Source organism: Blautia faecis (assembly GCF_027662325.1).
GTDB lineage: Bacteria > Bacillota > Clostridia > Lachnospirales > Lachnospiraceae > Blautia_A > Blautia_A faecis.
The window spans coordinates 136,518-152,277 of sequence record NZ_JAQDKY010000004.1 but is presented as its reverse complement, the minus strand read 5'-3'; the positions used below and the strand labels follow the sequence as shown (position 1 = coordinate 152,277).

Annotated in this window: 12 protein-coding genes; all 12 read right to left on the bottom strand. The window is 43.8% G+C overall.

Annotated features, from left to right (window positions below):
- Nucleotides 1-54 precede the first annotated feature (54 nt).
- Nucleotides 55-1,062 carry an ABC transporter ATP-binding protein gene (locus tag PGQ38_RS03875; protein WP_270430848.1) on the bottom strand — a complete coding sequence of 336 codons (1,008 nt, stop codon included), beginning with the start codon at nucleotides 1,060-1,062 and terminating at the stop codon, nucleotides 55-57.
- A complete protein-coding gene (locus PGQ38_RS03870; RefSeq protein ID WP_270430846.1) occupies nucleotides 1,055-2,251 on the bottom strand; it encodes an ABC transporter ATP-binding protein in 1,197 nt (398 codons plus the stop codon). The genes PGQ38_RS03875 and PGQ38_RS03870 overlap by 8 nt, the downstream gene beginning before the upstream one ends.
- Nucleotides 2,252-2,259: 8 nt before the next feature.
- A complete protein-coding gene (locus PGQ38_RS03865) occupies nucleotides 2,260-4,002 on the bottom strand; it encodes an ABC transporter permease (protein ID WP_270430844.1) in 1,743 nt (580 codons plus the stop codon).
- Between the two features lie 10 nt (nucleotides 4,003-4,012).
- The gene (locus tag PGQ38_RS03860) at nucleotides 4,013-4,999 is read right to left on the bottom strand and encodes an ABC transporter permease (RefSeq protein WP_270430842.1); all 987 of its coding nucleotides are present in this window, start codon (nucleotides 4,997-4,999) and stop codon (nucleotides 4,013-4,015) included.
- Between the two features lie 51 nt (nucleotides 5,000-5,050).
- The gene (locus tag PGQ38_RS20440) at nucleotides 5,051-5,179 is read right to left on the bottom strand and encodes a DUF6783 domain-containing protein (protein ID WP_416385854.1); all 129 of its coding nucleotides are present in this window, start codon (nucleotides 5,177-5,179) and stop codon (nucleotides 5,051-5,053) included.
- A 91-nt stretch (nucleotides 5,180-5,270) separates the two neighbouring features.
- On the bottom strand, nucleotides 5,271-7,532 hold the full coding sequence (locus PGQ38_RS03855; protein ID WP_270430841.1) for an ABC transporter substrate-binding protein: 2,262 nt from the start codon (nucleotides 7,530-7,532) through the stop codon (nucleotides 5,271-5,273).
- A 202-nt stretch (nucleotides 7,533-7,734) separates the two neighbouring features.
- Nucleotides 7,735-8,307 (bottom strand): hypothetical protein, encoded by a 573-nt coding sequence (locus PGQ38_RS03850; RefSeq protein WP_270430840.1) that lies wholly within the window; start codon nucleotides 8,305-8,307, stop codon nucleotides 7,735-7,737.
- Nucleotides 8,308-8,387: 80 nt separating this feature from the next.
- Nucleotides 8,388-10,064 carry a M3 family oligoendopeptidase gene (locus PGQ38_RS03845; protein ID WP_195991585.1) on the bottom strand — a complete coding sequence of 559 codons (1,677 nt, stop codon included), beginning with the start codon at nucleotides 10,062-10,064 and terminating at the stop codon, nucleotides 8,388-8,390.
- A 192-nt stretch (nucleotides 10,065-10,256) separates the two neighbouring features.
- Nucleotides 10,257-11,561, bottom strand: a complete 1,305-nt coding sequence (locus tag PGQ38_RS03840; RefSeq protein WP_178728701.1) for a trigger factor — start codon at nucleotides 11,559-11,561, stop codon at nucleotides 10,257-10,259.
- Between the two features lie 451 nt (nucleotides 11,562-12,012).
- Entirely contained in the window at nucleotides 12,013-13,005 is a 993-nt protein-coding gene (locus tag PGQ38_RS03835; protein ID WP_148461206.1) for an ABC transporter permease, read from the bottom strand.
- Nucleotides 13,006-14,103: an ABC transporter permease gene (locus tag PGQ38_RS03830; protein ID WP_270430837.1), complete on the bottom strand. Its 1,098-nt coding sequence runs from the start codon at nucleotides 14,101-14,103 to the stop codon at nucleotides 13,006-13,008.
- Complete coding sequence (locus PGQ38_RS03825) at nucleotides 14,104-15,636, bottom strand: ABC transporter ATP-binding protein (protein WP_173770676.1); 1,533 nt, start codon at nucleotides 15,634-15,636, stop codon at nucleotides 14,104-14,106. It abuts the gene before it with no gap.
- Between the last annotated feature and the right edge of the window lie 124 nt (nucleotides 15,637-15,760).

Here is a 15,760-nt window from a genome sequence, read left to right as displayed (position 1 = left end):
ACGACCAACCAATTAAATAGCAACAGACCAGGTAATCCCTGGCCTGCTTTATTCTTAGTCATACAGATGGCAGCGCACCTTATGCCCATTTCCCATATCTTTTACCTCAGGCACCTGATTCTTACAAATCTCCATGCACTTCCGGCATCTGGTATGGAACTTACATCCCTTAGGCGGATTCGCAGGGGATGGAATATTTCCCTCCAGAATGATACGGTTTCTCTTCAGATCCGGATCCGGCATTGGAATTGCAGAGAACAGAGCCTCTGTATACGGATGAAGAGGATTTGCAAAAATATCTGCTGTAGTACCAGTCTCCACAAGACCTCCCAGATACATAACACCGATGGTATCGGAAATATGCTCTACAACGGAAAGGTCATGAGAAATGAACAGGTAAGTCAGATTTCTCTTCTCCTGAAGTTCCTTTAACAGGTTAATAATCTGTGCCTGTACAGAAACATCAAGCGCGGAAACCGGCTCGTCACACACAACGAACTCCGGATTCAGAGCAAGTGCTCTTGCAATACAGATACGCTGTCTCTGTCCACCAGAGAACTCATGGGGATAACGGTCCTTATGATAAGACTGAAGTCCACAGTCATCCATGATCTTGGTCACATAATCTGCATATTCAGACTTTGGAACCAGGTTATGCTCTCTTACAGCTTCTCCGATGATCTCGCCAACCGGCAGTCTTGGAGAAAGGGAAGAATATGGATCCTGGAAAATGATCTGCATCTTGGTACGCATATCGCGCATTTCTCTATTGGAAAGACCGTAAACATCTTTTCCGTTGAAGAGAACCTGTCCGTCTGTTTTCTCAATCAGCCTTAAGATGGTTCTTCCTGTGGTAGATTTACCACATCCGGACTCTCCAACCAGACCCATCGTGGTTCCTCTCTCTAATGTGAAAGAAACGTCATCAACTGCTTTTACGGCTCCAACCTGCTTACCGAACATTCCACCCTTGATCGGGAAATATTTCTTAAGATGGGATACCTCCAGAATGTTATCGGACTGCTGATTCTTTGTATTTTCTGCTGTCTTATTCTCACTCATGAGTTTTGCCCCCTTCCCCTGGATGAACATTCGCCAGCCATCCGGCTTCCGAACGGTCTGCATAACGGTAACAGCTTACTTCATGTGTAGGACTTAATTTGATCACGCCTGGATAACTTCCCTGACACTTGTCACAGCTAAGCTCACAACGATCACGGAAATAGCAGTAATCCGGCATATCAATAGGGTTCGGAACCTTACCTGGAATACTGTAAAGCTTGTCAACCTTCTTGCCTACAACCGGTTTGGAGCGCATAAGTCCAATGGTGTATGGATGAGATGGGTTCTTGAAGATCTCACTTGCAGTACCCTTCTCAACTACACGGCCAGCATACATAACAACTACATAATCTGCCATCTCTGCAATAACCCCCAGGTCATGAGTGATCAGCATAATGGAAGAATTGATCTTATCCTTCAGGTTACGCATCAGATCCAGGATCTGCGCCTGAATGGTAACGTCAAGAGCTGTGGTAGGCTCATCAGCAATGATCAGTCTTGGATTACAAGCAAGACCGATTGCGATACATACACGCTGACGCATACCACCGGAAAGCTCATGAGGATACATCTTATAAACGCCCTCACTGTTGGCAATTCCAACCAGCTTCAGCATTTCGATGGTTCTGGCCTTTACCTGCTCTTTGCTCATATCCGGATTGTGAAGCTTGGTGATCTCATCAACCTGCTCTCCAATGCGGAATACCGGGTTCAGTGCAGTCATAGGCTCCTGGAAAATCATGGAAAGCTCATTTCCGCGAAGCTTCTGCATTTCACTTGTAGGAGTATTTACAATATTGTAAACCTTGTCTCCGGTATTAAAACGGATTTCTCCTTCTACAGTCTGTCCCTGAGGACGCTGTACCAGCTGCATAAGGGAAAGGCTAGTTACAGACTTTCCACAACCGGATTCTCCAACAACACCAACTGTTTTTCCCTGAGGAATTTCAAAGCTTACACCATCAACGGCTTTAACAGTTCCAATATCTGTAAAGAAATAAGTATGAACATTGTCAAACTCAACTACGTTTTCCGGATTCTTCATGGTAGTGATATACTCTGACTCCGGAATATTCTTTCTGTTTCTCTTCTTCTCTATCTCATTGGTGATCTTTCGATTCTCTTTGGAGATTCTTTTGGTTTCCTTAGCTGAGATATAGTTTGCGTTTTTCTTACCAAATAATGCCATATTCGCACCTACCGTTTCATTTTCGGGTCAAATGCATCACGAAGACCATCACCCACAAAGTTAAATCCAAGAACGGTCAGCAGGATTAAGAATCCGGCCGGGATCCATACGAACCAGAAGTTGGTCAATACGTATACATCATTTACCGCATTTACAATATTACCCCAGGAAGCGTATGGGAATTTAACACCGATTCCAAGGAAGCTAAGAGTTGCTTCCATCAGGATAACATCACCAAGTCCCATTGTTGCAATAACGATCAGCTGTGGAATAACGTTCGGAATCAGGTGACGGAAAATACGTCTTGAAATACGAACACCGGTAGCTTCTGTAGCAACCATAAATTCCTGCTCACGAAGAGACAGGATCTGACCTCGAACCATACGGGCAATTCCCGGCCATCCTACGATACCAAGAATTGCACAAAGTGCATAAATTCGGATTCGCGGGTCAATTTTGTAATAATCCATAACAGAACCGATGATAATGTACAGCGGCATTGCCGGAATACAGATTACAACATCAACCACACGCATGAGAATGGTATCTACCCATCCTCCAAAATAACCGGACACACCACCGATCAGAATACCAATAATACCTTCAATAATGATAACAACGAAACCGATCATCAGGGAAATACGTCCGCCATACATCAGTCTGGTCAGCATGTCCATACCGTTTCCGTCTGTTCCTAACCAGTGCTTTTTGCTTGGTCCGGAATAAGTATCATTTACAGTAGTTGCTTTCTGGCTTCTTACAACATACTGTGTATTCTTTGTCTGAAGCTGATAGGTTTCTTCTTCACCAGCCTCATTAACAGCTGTAAATGTAGAAGCTTTGTCAGCAATTGCCTGTTCTACTGCTTCTTTAAAGGAAAGAGAAAGGAACACACCTTTTGCCTGAGGAGATACCAGAAGATTGGAAACAGTGGCATAAACTTCGCCATCCTTTACAACCTCTGTGGATGTCTCTTTCTCTGTTGTAATCAGTTCATAGGTTGCGCCATCGTATTCAAAAGAAGCATCTCCTGCTTCAAGTGCATCGAGTGCTGCCTGCTGGAAATCAAATCCCATCTCTGCATCATTCGTTGCTGCGCTGAATACTTTCTTGGTTGCAAATGCAACTTCGCCGGAAATTGTGATCTGATTCTCACGTCCGGCCTTCTCAATTGTATAGGTAGTTCCATCTACTTCAAAGGTATTGGCATCATTTGCCACAGCCTCTTCATAGCCTTCTTTGATTTCATCTGTTATTTCTGTATTTCCAACCTGTTTATAAGTAGATTTTCCTTTCAGTGTAAGAACGGTTGCTACTGATTCTGAAGAATAAATTGCCCAGTAATCTTCACCTTTTTGTTCCAATCCGTAGGTTACATCATTTGCTTCAAAGGAATCATTTCCCTTGTTTGTAGCAAGAATAAATTTCTGCTGTCCCTGCGCAGGAAATTCTGCACCATTTGCTGTTGTAAAAATATAAGATTTATTATAGGTAGCTCCCGCATAGTCTTTCCATACATGATCTGTTTTACGGAATACCTGGCTTTCATTGTAAGGGCTTACCATACCACCTATAAATGAAAACAAAAACATCGCTACCAGAATTACAAGTCCTGCCACAGCCAGTTTATTGCGGAAGAAACGCTTTGCAACAAGCATTCCTGGTGAAAGGACTTTTACACGCTGTTCATCATCCAGTGCCTTGGAGGTACTGACATGATCGTCTTTTTTCTTTGTTGGATCTGTACTCATGTTTTTCCTCCTAATTTACTCGTACCCTTGGATCTGCCACAGCGTACAGGATATCTGCGATCAGATTGCCGGTTAATGTCAGAAATGCCAGAAATACCATATAGAACATGGTAAACGGAATATCTCCCTGAGTTAATGCCTGGTAGGAGGTATATCCAATTCCCGGAATCTGGAACAAAGTCTCTGTGATCATCGCTCCACCGAACAGGTTCGGAAGTGTACTTCCAAGGATGGTGATGATCGGAATCAGAGTATTGCGGAATGCATGATGAGAAACCACCTTTTTCTCCGGAACACCTTTCGCTCTGGCAGTACGGATATAATCTGCATTCAGAACCTCCAGCATATTGGTTCTGGTATAACGCATAAGGGAACCAACACTTACAATGGTCAGGGTAATAACCGGAAGGATCATATGCTGTGCCATATCCAGCACCTTGCCCACACTTCCGTAGGACTCATGCATACGGCTTACGATACCATACAGGTCAACCCATTTCAGATTAATAGAGAAAATCCATTTCAGAATGGTAGCAAAGAAAAAGGACGGCAGCGAAATACCGATCAATGCAAAAACGGTAACTGCATAATCAATCCTGCTGTACTGCTTCGTTGCCGATATAATACCCAAAGGTATGGCAATTATAATTTCCAACAGGAAGGCGGCCAGTGCCAGAGCAAAAGAATACCAGATGACACTGGCAAATTTCTGTTTTACTGGCTGATGGAAAATCCAGGATTCTCCGAATTCACCATGAACAGCTTTTCCAAGCCAGATGAAATAACCTTCCAGGACCGGCTTATCCAGTCCATAAGCGGCATTTAACTCAGCAACCAGCTCATCATAGGGCTTCGCGCCCTGTTTCATTGACATATCACGGGCTCTTCCCTCTACATAAGAAGTCGGAAGGGCTCTCTCAATTGAATAAATGATCATGGAAACGAAGAACAGGATCATCGCTCCAAGAAGTACACGACGTACAATAAATTTTTTCATTATATAAATTATCCTTTCAGTATCGGGCGGGAAGACTGACTTACCTTGTTCTTACTGGCAGTGTGTCCTGCCGGTTCTGTCCGTTTTACCGGGCCGGGTTCCAAAGCATGTCTGGAAAAAGCCTTCTGCAAGATGTGCGTCACAATTTGTGGGAGATTGCGGGAATGCTTTTTCAGACACGCTCTAGCCCAAGGCATACTGCCAGTAAGGCAGTGGGTCCACTGGTTATGGTGGACCCACTGCGCTAACAAGTCATTCTTCTTTTATACCTTTAGTTCATTTCGATATTAATGATATCTTTATACCACGGATAGAATGTGGTAACATCTTTTGTAAAGGTATCTGCATTGATACGCTCAGGACTGTAAATAACGCAGTTCTGTCTCTGATAGATCGGAATCTCAACTGCCCAGTCAAGAATAATATCCAGACACTGTTTGTAAACAGATTTTCTGTATTCCTGATCAGCTGTAGAACGGGCATCAATAATATCCTGATCCAGTGTTTCATCATTGATGTGGTAATAATTGCTCTTTACACTTGCGCTGTGGTAAACCTGATACATATCAGGATCCACTGTAGCCTGCCATGCAGCTGCCCACATTTCCACAGTACCTGCATTTAAAGCATCCCACATAATGTTGGAGTCTGTAACATCATTGATCTCAAGTGTAAATCCGATGGACTCAAGAGCTGCCTTCGCATCTGTAAGGATTGCAAAGCTTGGGTGATCTCCACTTCCGTCAGCGCCGATGATGATCTCATAAGTCATCTTAGCACCTTCCGGAGCTGCTGTTACCTTGCCATTCTCTACAGTGTATCCGGCTGCTTCGAAGAAGCCAAGAGCTGCCTGTGTTGCTGCTGCAAACTTCTCATCATCCGTCATATCATCTGTGTAAAGCGGATTTCCATCAACATCCACAGAGTAAGCTACCTGATAATCTGCATCAGATTTCTGAGGAGCTGCCCAGGATGTATTGGAGATCGGGTAGTTGATTACAGAAGCAGCATCTCCATAATAGGAATCGATTGCTACATCACGATATACAGCAAGTACAGTTGTAAGTGCTTTTCTTAAGTTCTTGGAAGCGTCAGATCCTGGCTCTCCACCAACATTGATTGTGTTTGCGTTAAGACCGATGTATCCGTATCCAAGATTGTCTGTTGCGTTCACGATAATCTTATCACCATTGAGCTCGTCGTTTCCGTTAATGCTCTTGATCTGGTCAAATGCAGATTTGCTTCCGGATGGATCGGAAAGGTCGATTGTACCCTGCTCAACACCGGCAATCTTATCTGCGTCGGAAGTCTCACGCCACTGAAGGTACTTGGTCTTAGGAGCACCCTTGTAGTAGTTCTCGTTTGCTTCCATGTATACAGTCTTGTTCTCATATTTCACAAATTTGTACGGACCTGCGCCAAGTGGCTGGTTGGATTTCTCACGTACAGCGGAGAGATCTCCTCTTGTGAAACCGAACTGGTTGTTATCATAATCATAGAGAGAAGCGTCTCCATAATAGTGCATTGGCTCAACGATTACACCAAGCTGATAGATTGTAGTTGCCTCAAAACCATCTGTGGTAACCTCAACCTCGTAATCACCAAGCTTCTTGATTCCCTCGATGTTAGCAACTTCTTCACCTTCACCTGCTGCAGTTTTCTGCTCTACCAGGTACTCGGAAGCGATTGTTGCTGCATCTTCATCGAAGTATGCTTCGTCGCCATAGGCAGCTGCAAGTGCAAGATAGTCCTTGCCATACTGGTCTGCGATCTCATTAATAATCGTATCCTGATCTTTGCCATCTACAGAATAGTTCTCATCTGCTGCGTAAAGCATTCCAAAGAACTCATCTCCGTTTGTAACACCATAAGCATCTGCATAATCTTCCCATGCAGTCTGTGCCCACTCATACTCAGAGGTAAGAAGCGGAACTATCAGCTCATCTTTCACTCTTGCAGCAACTTCATCAGGCATATCTGCAAGTGTATTTGCAACATCCTCATCTGTGATGGAATCTGCTGCTGTGGAATTCAGACGGTAATTCTTCATACCTTTGATATTGGTGGAGTAGAATGTTGCATTTCCATCATAGTCTGTATCAGAAAGTACATAATATGTGAAAATTAAGTCATCTGCTGTAAGAGGCTCACCATCAGAAAATGTTGCATCCTCGCGAAGCTTGAAATTGTATACAGTCTCATCCTCGCCCTCTGTAACAGTTACATCGGAAAGTCCTGTGTAAGTATACTCAGTTCCGTTATACTCATGTGTCTCGCCTTCGATACCATTATAAATAATGGCACCTGTACGGTCACTTTCGAACAGATATTCGCCTACATTCTCTGCAATCTGCGTATCCGGAACTGTCTCATGGAATAATCCACTGAATTTCTCGGAGAAGTTAGTCTGTCCAACAACAAGTGGTGTATCGGAAGAACCTCCCTCAGCTTCTTCAGCAAAAACAGGTACGCTCACTGTTGATGCTGCCATGACACCTGTTAATAACAGGGCCATTAACTTCTTCTTGCTCATATCTTATCCTCCTTTTTTAAGATATTTTATTGTAACTATTCATCAGAGCCTGTTGGAGACTCCTGAGGCCAGCTACTACAGACAACCTAAAAATTTGTTGTCTTATACCTCTCTATTTTACCATGTTTTATTACATGTGCAATAGCTATATGGCGAAATATGTCTGGAATTTTGTCCATAATTGTCAAAAACTGAAAGATTTTCACTCAAAATTTGTAAATTTCACTTTAATCTGCCAGTTTTGCACAGTGCTAACACTTCCCAGTACTAAAATCAACACAGCAGCAGCCTCGAATAATAGTTCCCTTGTAAAAATAAGATTTTCGAAATCTTTTAACAAAAAAATCAGGTTTGCCACGCTTGTAAAAAGTCCCAGTACCGTGATGGCAATGCTGCATCTTACCGGACGTCGCACCCCTTTTTCATATTGGGCACAGGTCATATGCCCTATATGCTCTTCCGGGATTAGCACCTGTGAGTTACCTGCTTTTCCCTCCTGCTGTCTGCAAAAAAGGAATAAGGACGCCCCTCCCATGATTCCATAAGAAACAGGGAAGACTACTACCATATAGGGAAGCAATATCCAGAAGATCCTGCTGCCTTCATTGTTCAGCATTAAGCTGGCAAAATAGATCACAAGGGCGGCTGCCATAAGGCCTGTATTGTTAAGGGCATGTCTTTTCAGTTCCTTCACTGACAGGCTGCTGCCATACCATTTTCCGGTATATTCAAATTTTTCCCCTCTCTGGCGGTAATCATTCCCATATTTTTTCACAATTCTGCCTCAACTTTCCTGTGAGTTCCCAATCTATTACCTGAAAGTGCTTTTCCTTCTCACAGTCTTTGACTGATGACTCAATCCAGCTTCTTATCCAGCTCATCCACAATCTTCTGAATGCAGCCATCTGTAAATGGAACTGTAAGTCCCACCTGTTTCAGCATGGACGGATAGAAATCACTTGCAGAAAGCCGGCAAAGCTTTATATAATCAGCCCACGCAGCGTCATGATCTTTCTCCATGCGGATCTTAAACTGGAATGCACAAAGCTGTGCAAGTACATAATCAATATAGTAGAAAGGCATCTCAAAAATGTGGTGCTGTCTCTGCCAGTAACCGCCTTCTTCCATAAACCTGCAGCCAGTGGAATCCATATATGGACGGTACTCCTGCTCCAGCCTGTTCCATGCATCACGTCGCTCCTTAGGTGTAAGCTCCGGATTGCCGTATACAATGTGCTGGAATTCATCCACCATTGTTCCATAAGGAATAAAGTCGATGGCATCCTCAAGATGCATCTTGCGGTAATCATCGCCTCTTTCCCCGAAGAAAAGCTCGATCCATGGTTCCGCAAAGAATTCCATGGACATGGAATGGATTTCTGCTGTCTCCATGGTCAGATACCTGGAGTGATCGGTGATCGGATCCTTGCAGGATACATAACTCTGAAATGCATGTCCACACTCATGTGTGATTACATCCACGTCACCACTGGTTCCGTTAAAGTTTGCAAAAATGAACGGTACACCATAATCCGGAAGCTCCGTCATGTAACCACCGGTAGCCTTATTCTTACGTCCGAATACATCAAAAAGCTCATTCTCCATCATCATGTTGAAGAAATCCCTTGTCTCATCAGACATCTCCGTGTACATTTTGCGGCCGCTCTCAAGAATCTCCTCAGGAGTACCGATCGGCGCCGGATCTCCCTGTGGGAAATAAACACCCATATCATAATAACGAAGTGCGTCTACCCCAAGGCGTGCCTGACGGTTCTTGTGCATTCTGGAAGCTAACGGTACAAATACAGTCTTAATCTGCTCGCGAAGCTTCTGTACATCTTCCTTGGTATAAGAATTACGGTTCATGCGGAAGTAGCCCATATCAATGTAATTCTCAAAGCCCAGCATCTGTGCCTGTCTGGTACGGTTCTTCACCATCAGATCGTAGATTTCATCAAGCTCAGCCTGGTTCTCCTCAAAGAAGCCTGAAAAAGCATCCCATGCTTTCTTACGGGTATTCCGATCCTGGGAGCGCATATACTTGCGCATAAGGGAAAGGTTCAGTTCTTCTCCTTCCCACATGATCTTGGCAGAAGCGATCAGCTTGCTGTAACGGGAAGCAAGGGCATTCTCCTCCTGCATCAGCGGAATCAGACTGTCATCGAAAGATTTCATCTCCAGTTCCATGGACTTAAATGCAACCGGTCCGATTTTCTCTTCCATATACTGACGATATGGAGTGGCAAAAAGTACTTTCTTATACTCATTTGTCACTGCGTTCAGTTCCGGGAGCTTCTCATCATAGTAGCTCTTCTCGCCGTCATAAAACTCATTTGTCACATCTCCATCCCTGCGGATATGGGCGATGGTATAAAGAGTTCTCACGTGATCCATCAGCTTGTTAAATTCCTGATGAATCTCGAACTGCTCTTCTCCGCTCTTCGCAGAAGATGCGCGCTGGATAATCTCCTGTGCCTGTGCGATTACAGCCGGAAAATCCACACGAGTGTAAGGCATTTCTGAAAATTTCATCTCGTTCCTCCTTTATAGACACAAATGGGCGGACAAACTTCCTAAAGCTTATCTTCAGAATGCTGTCCGTCCATTGTCGCGTATTATTTACTATATCATAATCACATCTAAATTAAAAGGCTTAAATTTATAAAAAATGTTAATAAAAGAACATTATGACGTTGAAAGTGTGTTTTGCCAAATCTTCAGATTTTATTCAGCTACGCCTTCTTCTCCTTCTTCTACGATTTCCAGATCATCAAGCGTGTCATCTTCTTTGGATTCCTCTTCATCATACTCTTCTGGTGTATATGGAGTTTCTGTCACGTTTGCCTTTTCCAGAAGAAGCTCTGTTACCTTGCTCTCATAAAGGGCATTTACAAGCGTTTCCCGTGTATAAAGAGTCTCAAAATCAGCAGGACTCTCGCCATAGTAGTCAGCATACTCATTCACATAATTCACGTATTCATCTTCTGTTACCTCAATATTATTGGCTTCGGCATATGCACTGATGAAGAGGCGGCGGTTTACAAGATTTTTGGCTTCTTCTGCAATATCATCCTCTGTAACCCCGAACATATCCAGTACATCATTTACATCTCCGTCTTCCTCTACAAACATGGAATAACCGGAGAGTGCCTCTTCCCTGCATGCCTCAAACAGGTCGTCCGGATATTCTCCCGTAAACTCTGTACGTGCCAGGCAGGCAGAAATCAGATCTTCTGCCTCATCATAAGTACTCTGTTCCTCATAGGACTGCTCCAGATATTCTTTTACAGAAGCCTCATATTCTTCCTTCGTGTCATACCCGGTATAATTCTTCACATAATCCTCATCATATTCCGGAGTATTGGAAGCTGTAACATCTGTTATCTCCACTGAAAAGTCAACGGTTTTTCCCTGCCAGTCTTCCTGCCAGGTGTCATCTCCGTATGTGATGCTAAAATCCAGTTTGTCTCCTGTAGAAACACCTGTCAGCTTCTGGTCAAATTCTGCACCAAATTCTTCCTGTCCCAAAGTGATAAAAGTCTCGTCAGGATCAGCAGCTTCCTCACCCTCCACAGTGGCAGTAAGATTCATATATACAATATTTCCGTCCTCGGAAGGTGCATTGGTAGACTGCTCATCGCTGGCATCTGCCAGTTCTTCCTGAATCTCATCCTGCACCATATCATCAGTGATCTCATAGGTGTACCTGGTAACCTCTACACCATCATAGTCTCCAAGAGTTACATAATCAGAAGCATTCTGAACCAGATATTCAGAAGGAGTAATGGGATCAAGCGCCACTTCTTCCTCTGCGTCATCGGCATCGATTACTTCATTATTCTCTACATCCTGGGAAAATTCAGGATCCAGTTCTTCTCCATCTTCATCCGGATCTGCAGCTGTCAGATCATCCTCTGTTGTGCTCTCTTGGGTAGTATTGTCCGTGTTTTTCTGCTGAGAAGCATTATCTCCACAGCCTGCAAGTACTGTCATAGCTGCCAGCGCAGCAAGAACATATCTTTTTTTCATATTTTTATTCCTTTCTGATAACTGTATAGCTAAGAGCCAGCTATCCTTTCTATATGTTTCGCATGTCATTTAATGATACCAGTGTCAAAAGGTCAAAAAGCCGTTCGTGCTTGCGCGATAAGGCGTTTGCACTTGGGACACGCCAAATATGAGAACTTAGCGACTTACGCAGTAAATCAGCGGATTTCGAATATTTGGAGGATTGCGGGAGCAGCGTAGCTGCGGAGCAATCCGGGGTATCAAATGAGTGGCAAAAGACCTTTTGACACTCATATCATTTAATAATAATATAACATTTTCGAAATATTTTGTAAACTTTCATTTCCTATGGACACTGATTTTTCACAAATCGTATTGCCGTCTGAAGAATGAAAAAAATCCTCTGCATGCTGCATCATACAGCATAAGCAGAGGATTCTGAAATTTCAATATTCTATCAAACCAATCCCTGTTATCTTTCCTCTCGGAAGTAGGAAAGTCCCAGACTTTCCGGAGGCTGATTTTCTTTTTTCTTTCGGAAGCTTACTACAACCAGAACGATAATGGTAACCACATAAGGAACCATCTGGATCAGGTCTGTGACATAGCTTGCAACCTTGATTCCAAGAATACTTGGAAGGAACTGATACAGCCAGTAGAGCATACCGAAAAGATACGCGCCCCAGATACAGTTCAGAGGTTTCCATGTGGTAAATATAACCAGTGCAACTGCCAGCCAGCCAAGAGCCTCGATCTGTCCCGTTGTCGCCCAGATGCCCTGATTATAATCCAGAACGTAATATAATCCGCCGATTCCGGAAAGACCGGCTCCAATACAGGTTGCCAGATATTTATATTTGGTTACATTGATTCCGGCTGCGTCTGCAGTTCCCGGATTTTCACCTACCGCCCGAAGATTCAGACCTACTCTTGTTTTGTTCAGCACGTAATGCAGCACAACAGCAATGATGATTGCCGCATATACCAGAAAACCATAGGCAAAAACAGTTTTACTTACAATTCCCAGCTTACTGGACAGGAATGGAATCTTCTTGGAAAAAGAAGCGTATGCCAGCGGTGCTGCAGTGTAGCTTGCACCATTTAAAATAAATACACCAAAGAAATTAGCAACACCCATACCGAATGTGGTAAGTGCAAGACCGGTTACATTCTGGTTTGCACGAAGGGTAATGGTAAGGAAGCTGAAAATCAGCCCTCCCAGCATGGAGGCTGCAATTGCTGCCACAAGCGCCAGGATCACGCATATCCACCCCTTTGGATCTGCTGAATTTTTCTCGTAAAAATAGGAGCTGGCGAAGCCAGCAAAGCCGCCAAGATACATAATTCCCGGAACACCAAGATTCAGGTTTCCGGATTTCTCAGTGGTGATCTCACCCATGGAACCAAACATGATAATTGTTCCAAATGGAATTGCCCTGATGATCCACGCAATCAGATTACTCATTTAGTGCACCTCCTTTTTGGAACCACGGAAAATCATTTTATAGTTGATGAAGAATTCACTTCCAAGGATAAAGAACAGAATCACGCCTTCAATAATACTTGCTGCATAATCGTTCAGGCTGTATGCAGAAGCAATCTCTGCTGCACCTTTGGAAAGGAAGATCAGCAGGAAGGAGATCAGAGCCATATAAAACGTATTAAACTTTGCAAGCCATGCTACAATAATGGCGGTAAATCCGTTTCCACCTGCAGATGTGGTGGAAATGGTCTGGTCTCTTCCTGCTACGATCAGGAAACCAACCAGACCGCAGATAGCACCGGAAATGATCATGGTACGGATGGTTACCCATTTTACATTGATACCAGCATATCTTGCAGTGTTCTCAGATTCTCCGACAACGGTAATCTCATATCCCTGTTTGGAATATTTCAAATAGAAGAACATGACAAACATCAGGATCACAACAATCAGAATGTTAATATTATATCTCTGTCCCATAAACTGCGGGAACCATCCAACCTGTGTAGACATGTTCAGCTTACCAAGGCTGGAAGCCTTTCCTCGAAGGATATTGGTCATGCATGCAACAATACTGGTTGCCACATAATTCATCATAAGGGTAAAAAGTGTCTCATTTGTATTCCAGTACGCCTTGAATACTGCCGGAATAAAGCCCCAGAGACCTCCGGCAATCACGCTGGTAAGGAACATCACCAGAAAAAGCACCGGGGTAGGAAGGCTGGCACCACATTTTACCATAACCATAGCTGTGGCAAGGCCTCCCATCAGCACCTGTCCCTCTGCGCCAATGTTCCAGAAGCGCATTTTAAACGCAGGAGCAAGGGCAATACCAATGCAGAGAAGGGTTACCAGATCTCGCATTGCCCAGGAAAAACGGATGCTTGTCATAAAAGTACCATTTAACATAACACCATATACAGATAATGGATTCAGGCCTGTTACACTATAAATAAAAATCGCGTCTACTACAAGCGCCAGAATAATGGCAGCCGCACGAACCCATACCTTGTACCCGAAGCTACTTCTGTCACGCTTAATAATTCGGATCAAGGGTTCTTTAGTTTTTGTGTCACTCATTTATTTTCCCTCCTTCCGAAGATTTGTCATAAGAAGTCCAACTTCTTCTTTCGTAGTCGTTCTGGCATCCAGAATACCATTCTCTTTACCGCCGCAAAGTACCAGAATACGGTCACACAGATCAATGAGAACGTCCAGATCCTCACCTACATAGACTACGGCAACCCCCTCTTTCTTCTCTTCATCCAGAAGATTATAGATGGTATAAGAGGTATTGATATCAAGGCCTCGCACTGCATAGGCAGTCATCAGTACAGTAGGTGCTTCTGCAATCTCACGGCCTACCAGAACCTTCTGTACATTTCCTCCGGAAAGGCGGGATACCGGAGTATTCAGGCTTGGAGTCACAACTTCAAGCTCTTCCTTAACCTTCTCTGCCATTTTCTTCGGGGTACGCATATCTGTAAGCGGGGATGCACCCTTTCCATAGCTTTTCAGAAGCATATTTCCGGTCATACCCATAGAACCTACAAGGCCCATTCCCAGACGGTCTTCCGGCACAAATGCAAGGTGAACACCTGCATCACGGATTTTCTTCGGTGTTTTTCCAACCAACTGAAGGGGCTGATTTTCTTTTCCTCTTTCGTAAAACTCAATACTGCTGCCCTGGCCTGTAATCTGAAGTCCTGCAATGGCTTCCAGAAGCTCTTTCTGTCCATTTCCGGAAATTCCGGCAATTCCCAGGATTTCACCTCCATAAACGTCAAAGCTTACATCATCCAGCACCTTAATGTCCTCCCGGTTATAGACGGTCAGATGGGAAACAGAAAGTCGTTTCACCGGATTTACAGGTGCGGAACGGGCAATATTCAGTTCCACCTTCTTGCCTACCATCATCTCTGTGAGAGAATTTTCAGTGGCCTCGCAGGTATCTACGGTACCTATGTACTCTCCTTTTCTCAGAATGGCAACGCGGTCGGAAATCTCCAGAACCTCGTGAAGCTTATGGGTAATAATGATAACGGATTTATTATCTGCCTTCATATTTCGGATAACCTCAAACAGACGGGCTGTCTCCTGAGGTGTCAGTACTGCTGTCGGCTCATCCAGGATCAGAATGTTTGCACCTCTGTAAAGAACCTTTACAATTTCCAGAGTCTGTTTCTGGGATACGCTCATCTCGTAAACCTTCTGATTCAGGTCCAGATCAAAGTGGTACCTGTCACAGATAGCCTGTGCTTTTTTACGAACCTCTTTCAGATCAAATTTCTGTTTTTTATCAAGACCAAGCGCAATATTCTCAGTGGCACTGAAGACGTCGATCAGTTTAAAGTGCTGGTGAATCATACCGATTCCCAGATCGTAGGCATCTTTCGGAGAGCGGATTTCCACTTTCCTACCGTCTATCATGATCTCGCCGGAATCTGGAAAATAAATACCGGAGATCATATTCATAAGAGTGGTCTTGCCACTTCCATTTTCTCCCAGAAGGGAGAGAATCTCACCTTTTTTTACGTCAAGGTTGACATTTTTGTTGGCAACAACTTTTCCAAATGTTTTGGTAACATTTTTTAATTGAATGGCATATTCCAAAGTGTTGTGCCTCCCTTCTCGTTTTATAATCAAGGCAAAACAAGCTCTTCTGGTTTTGCCTATCTTTAAAGCGTTCGCCAAAATCCCACATCCGCGTGGATTTTAACTTTCCCGCTTACGCAAC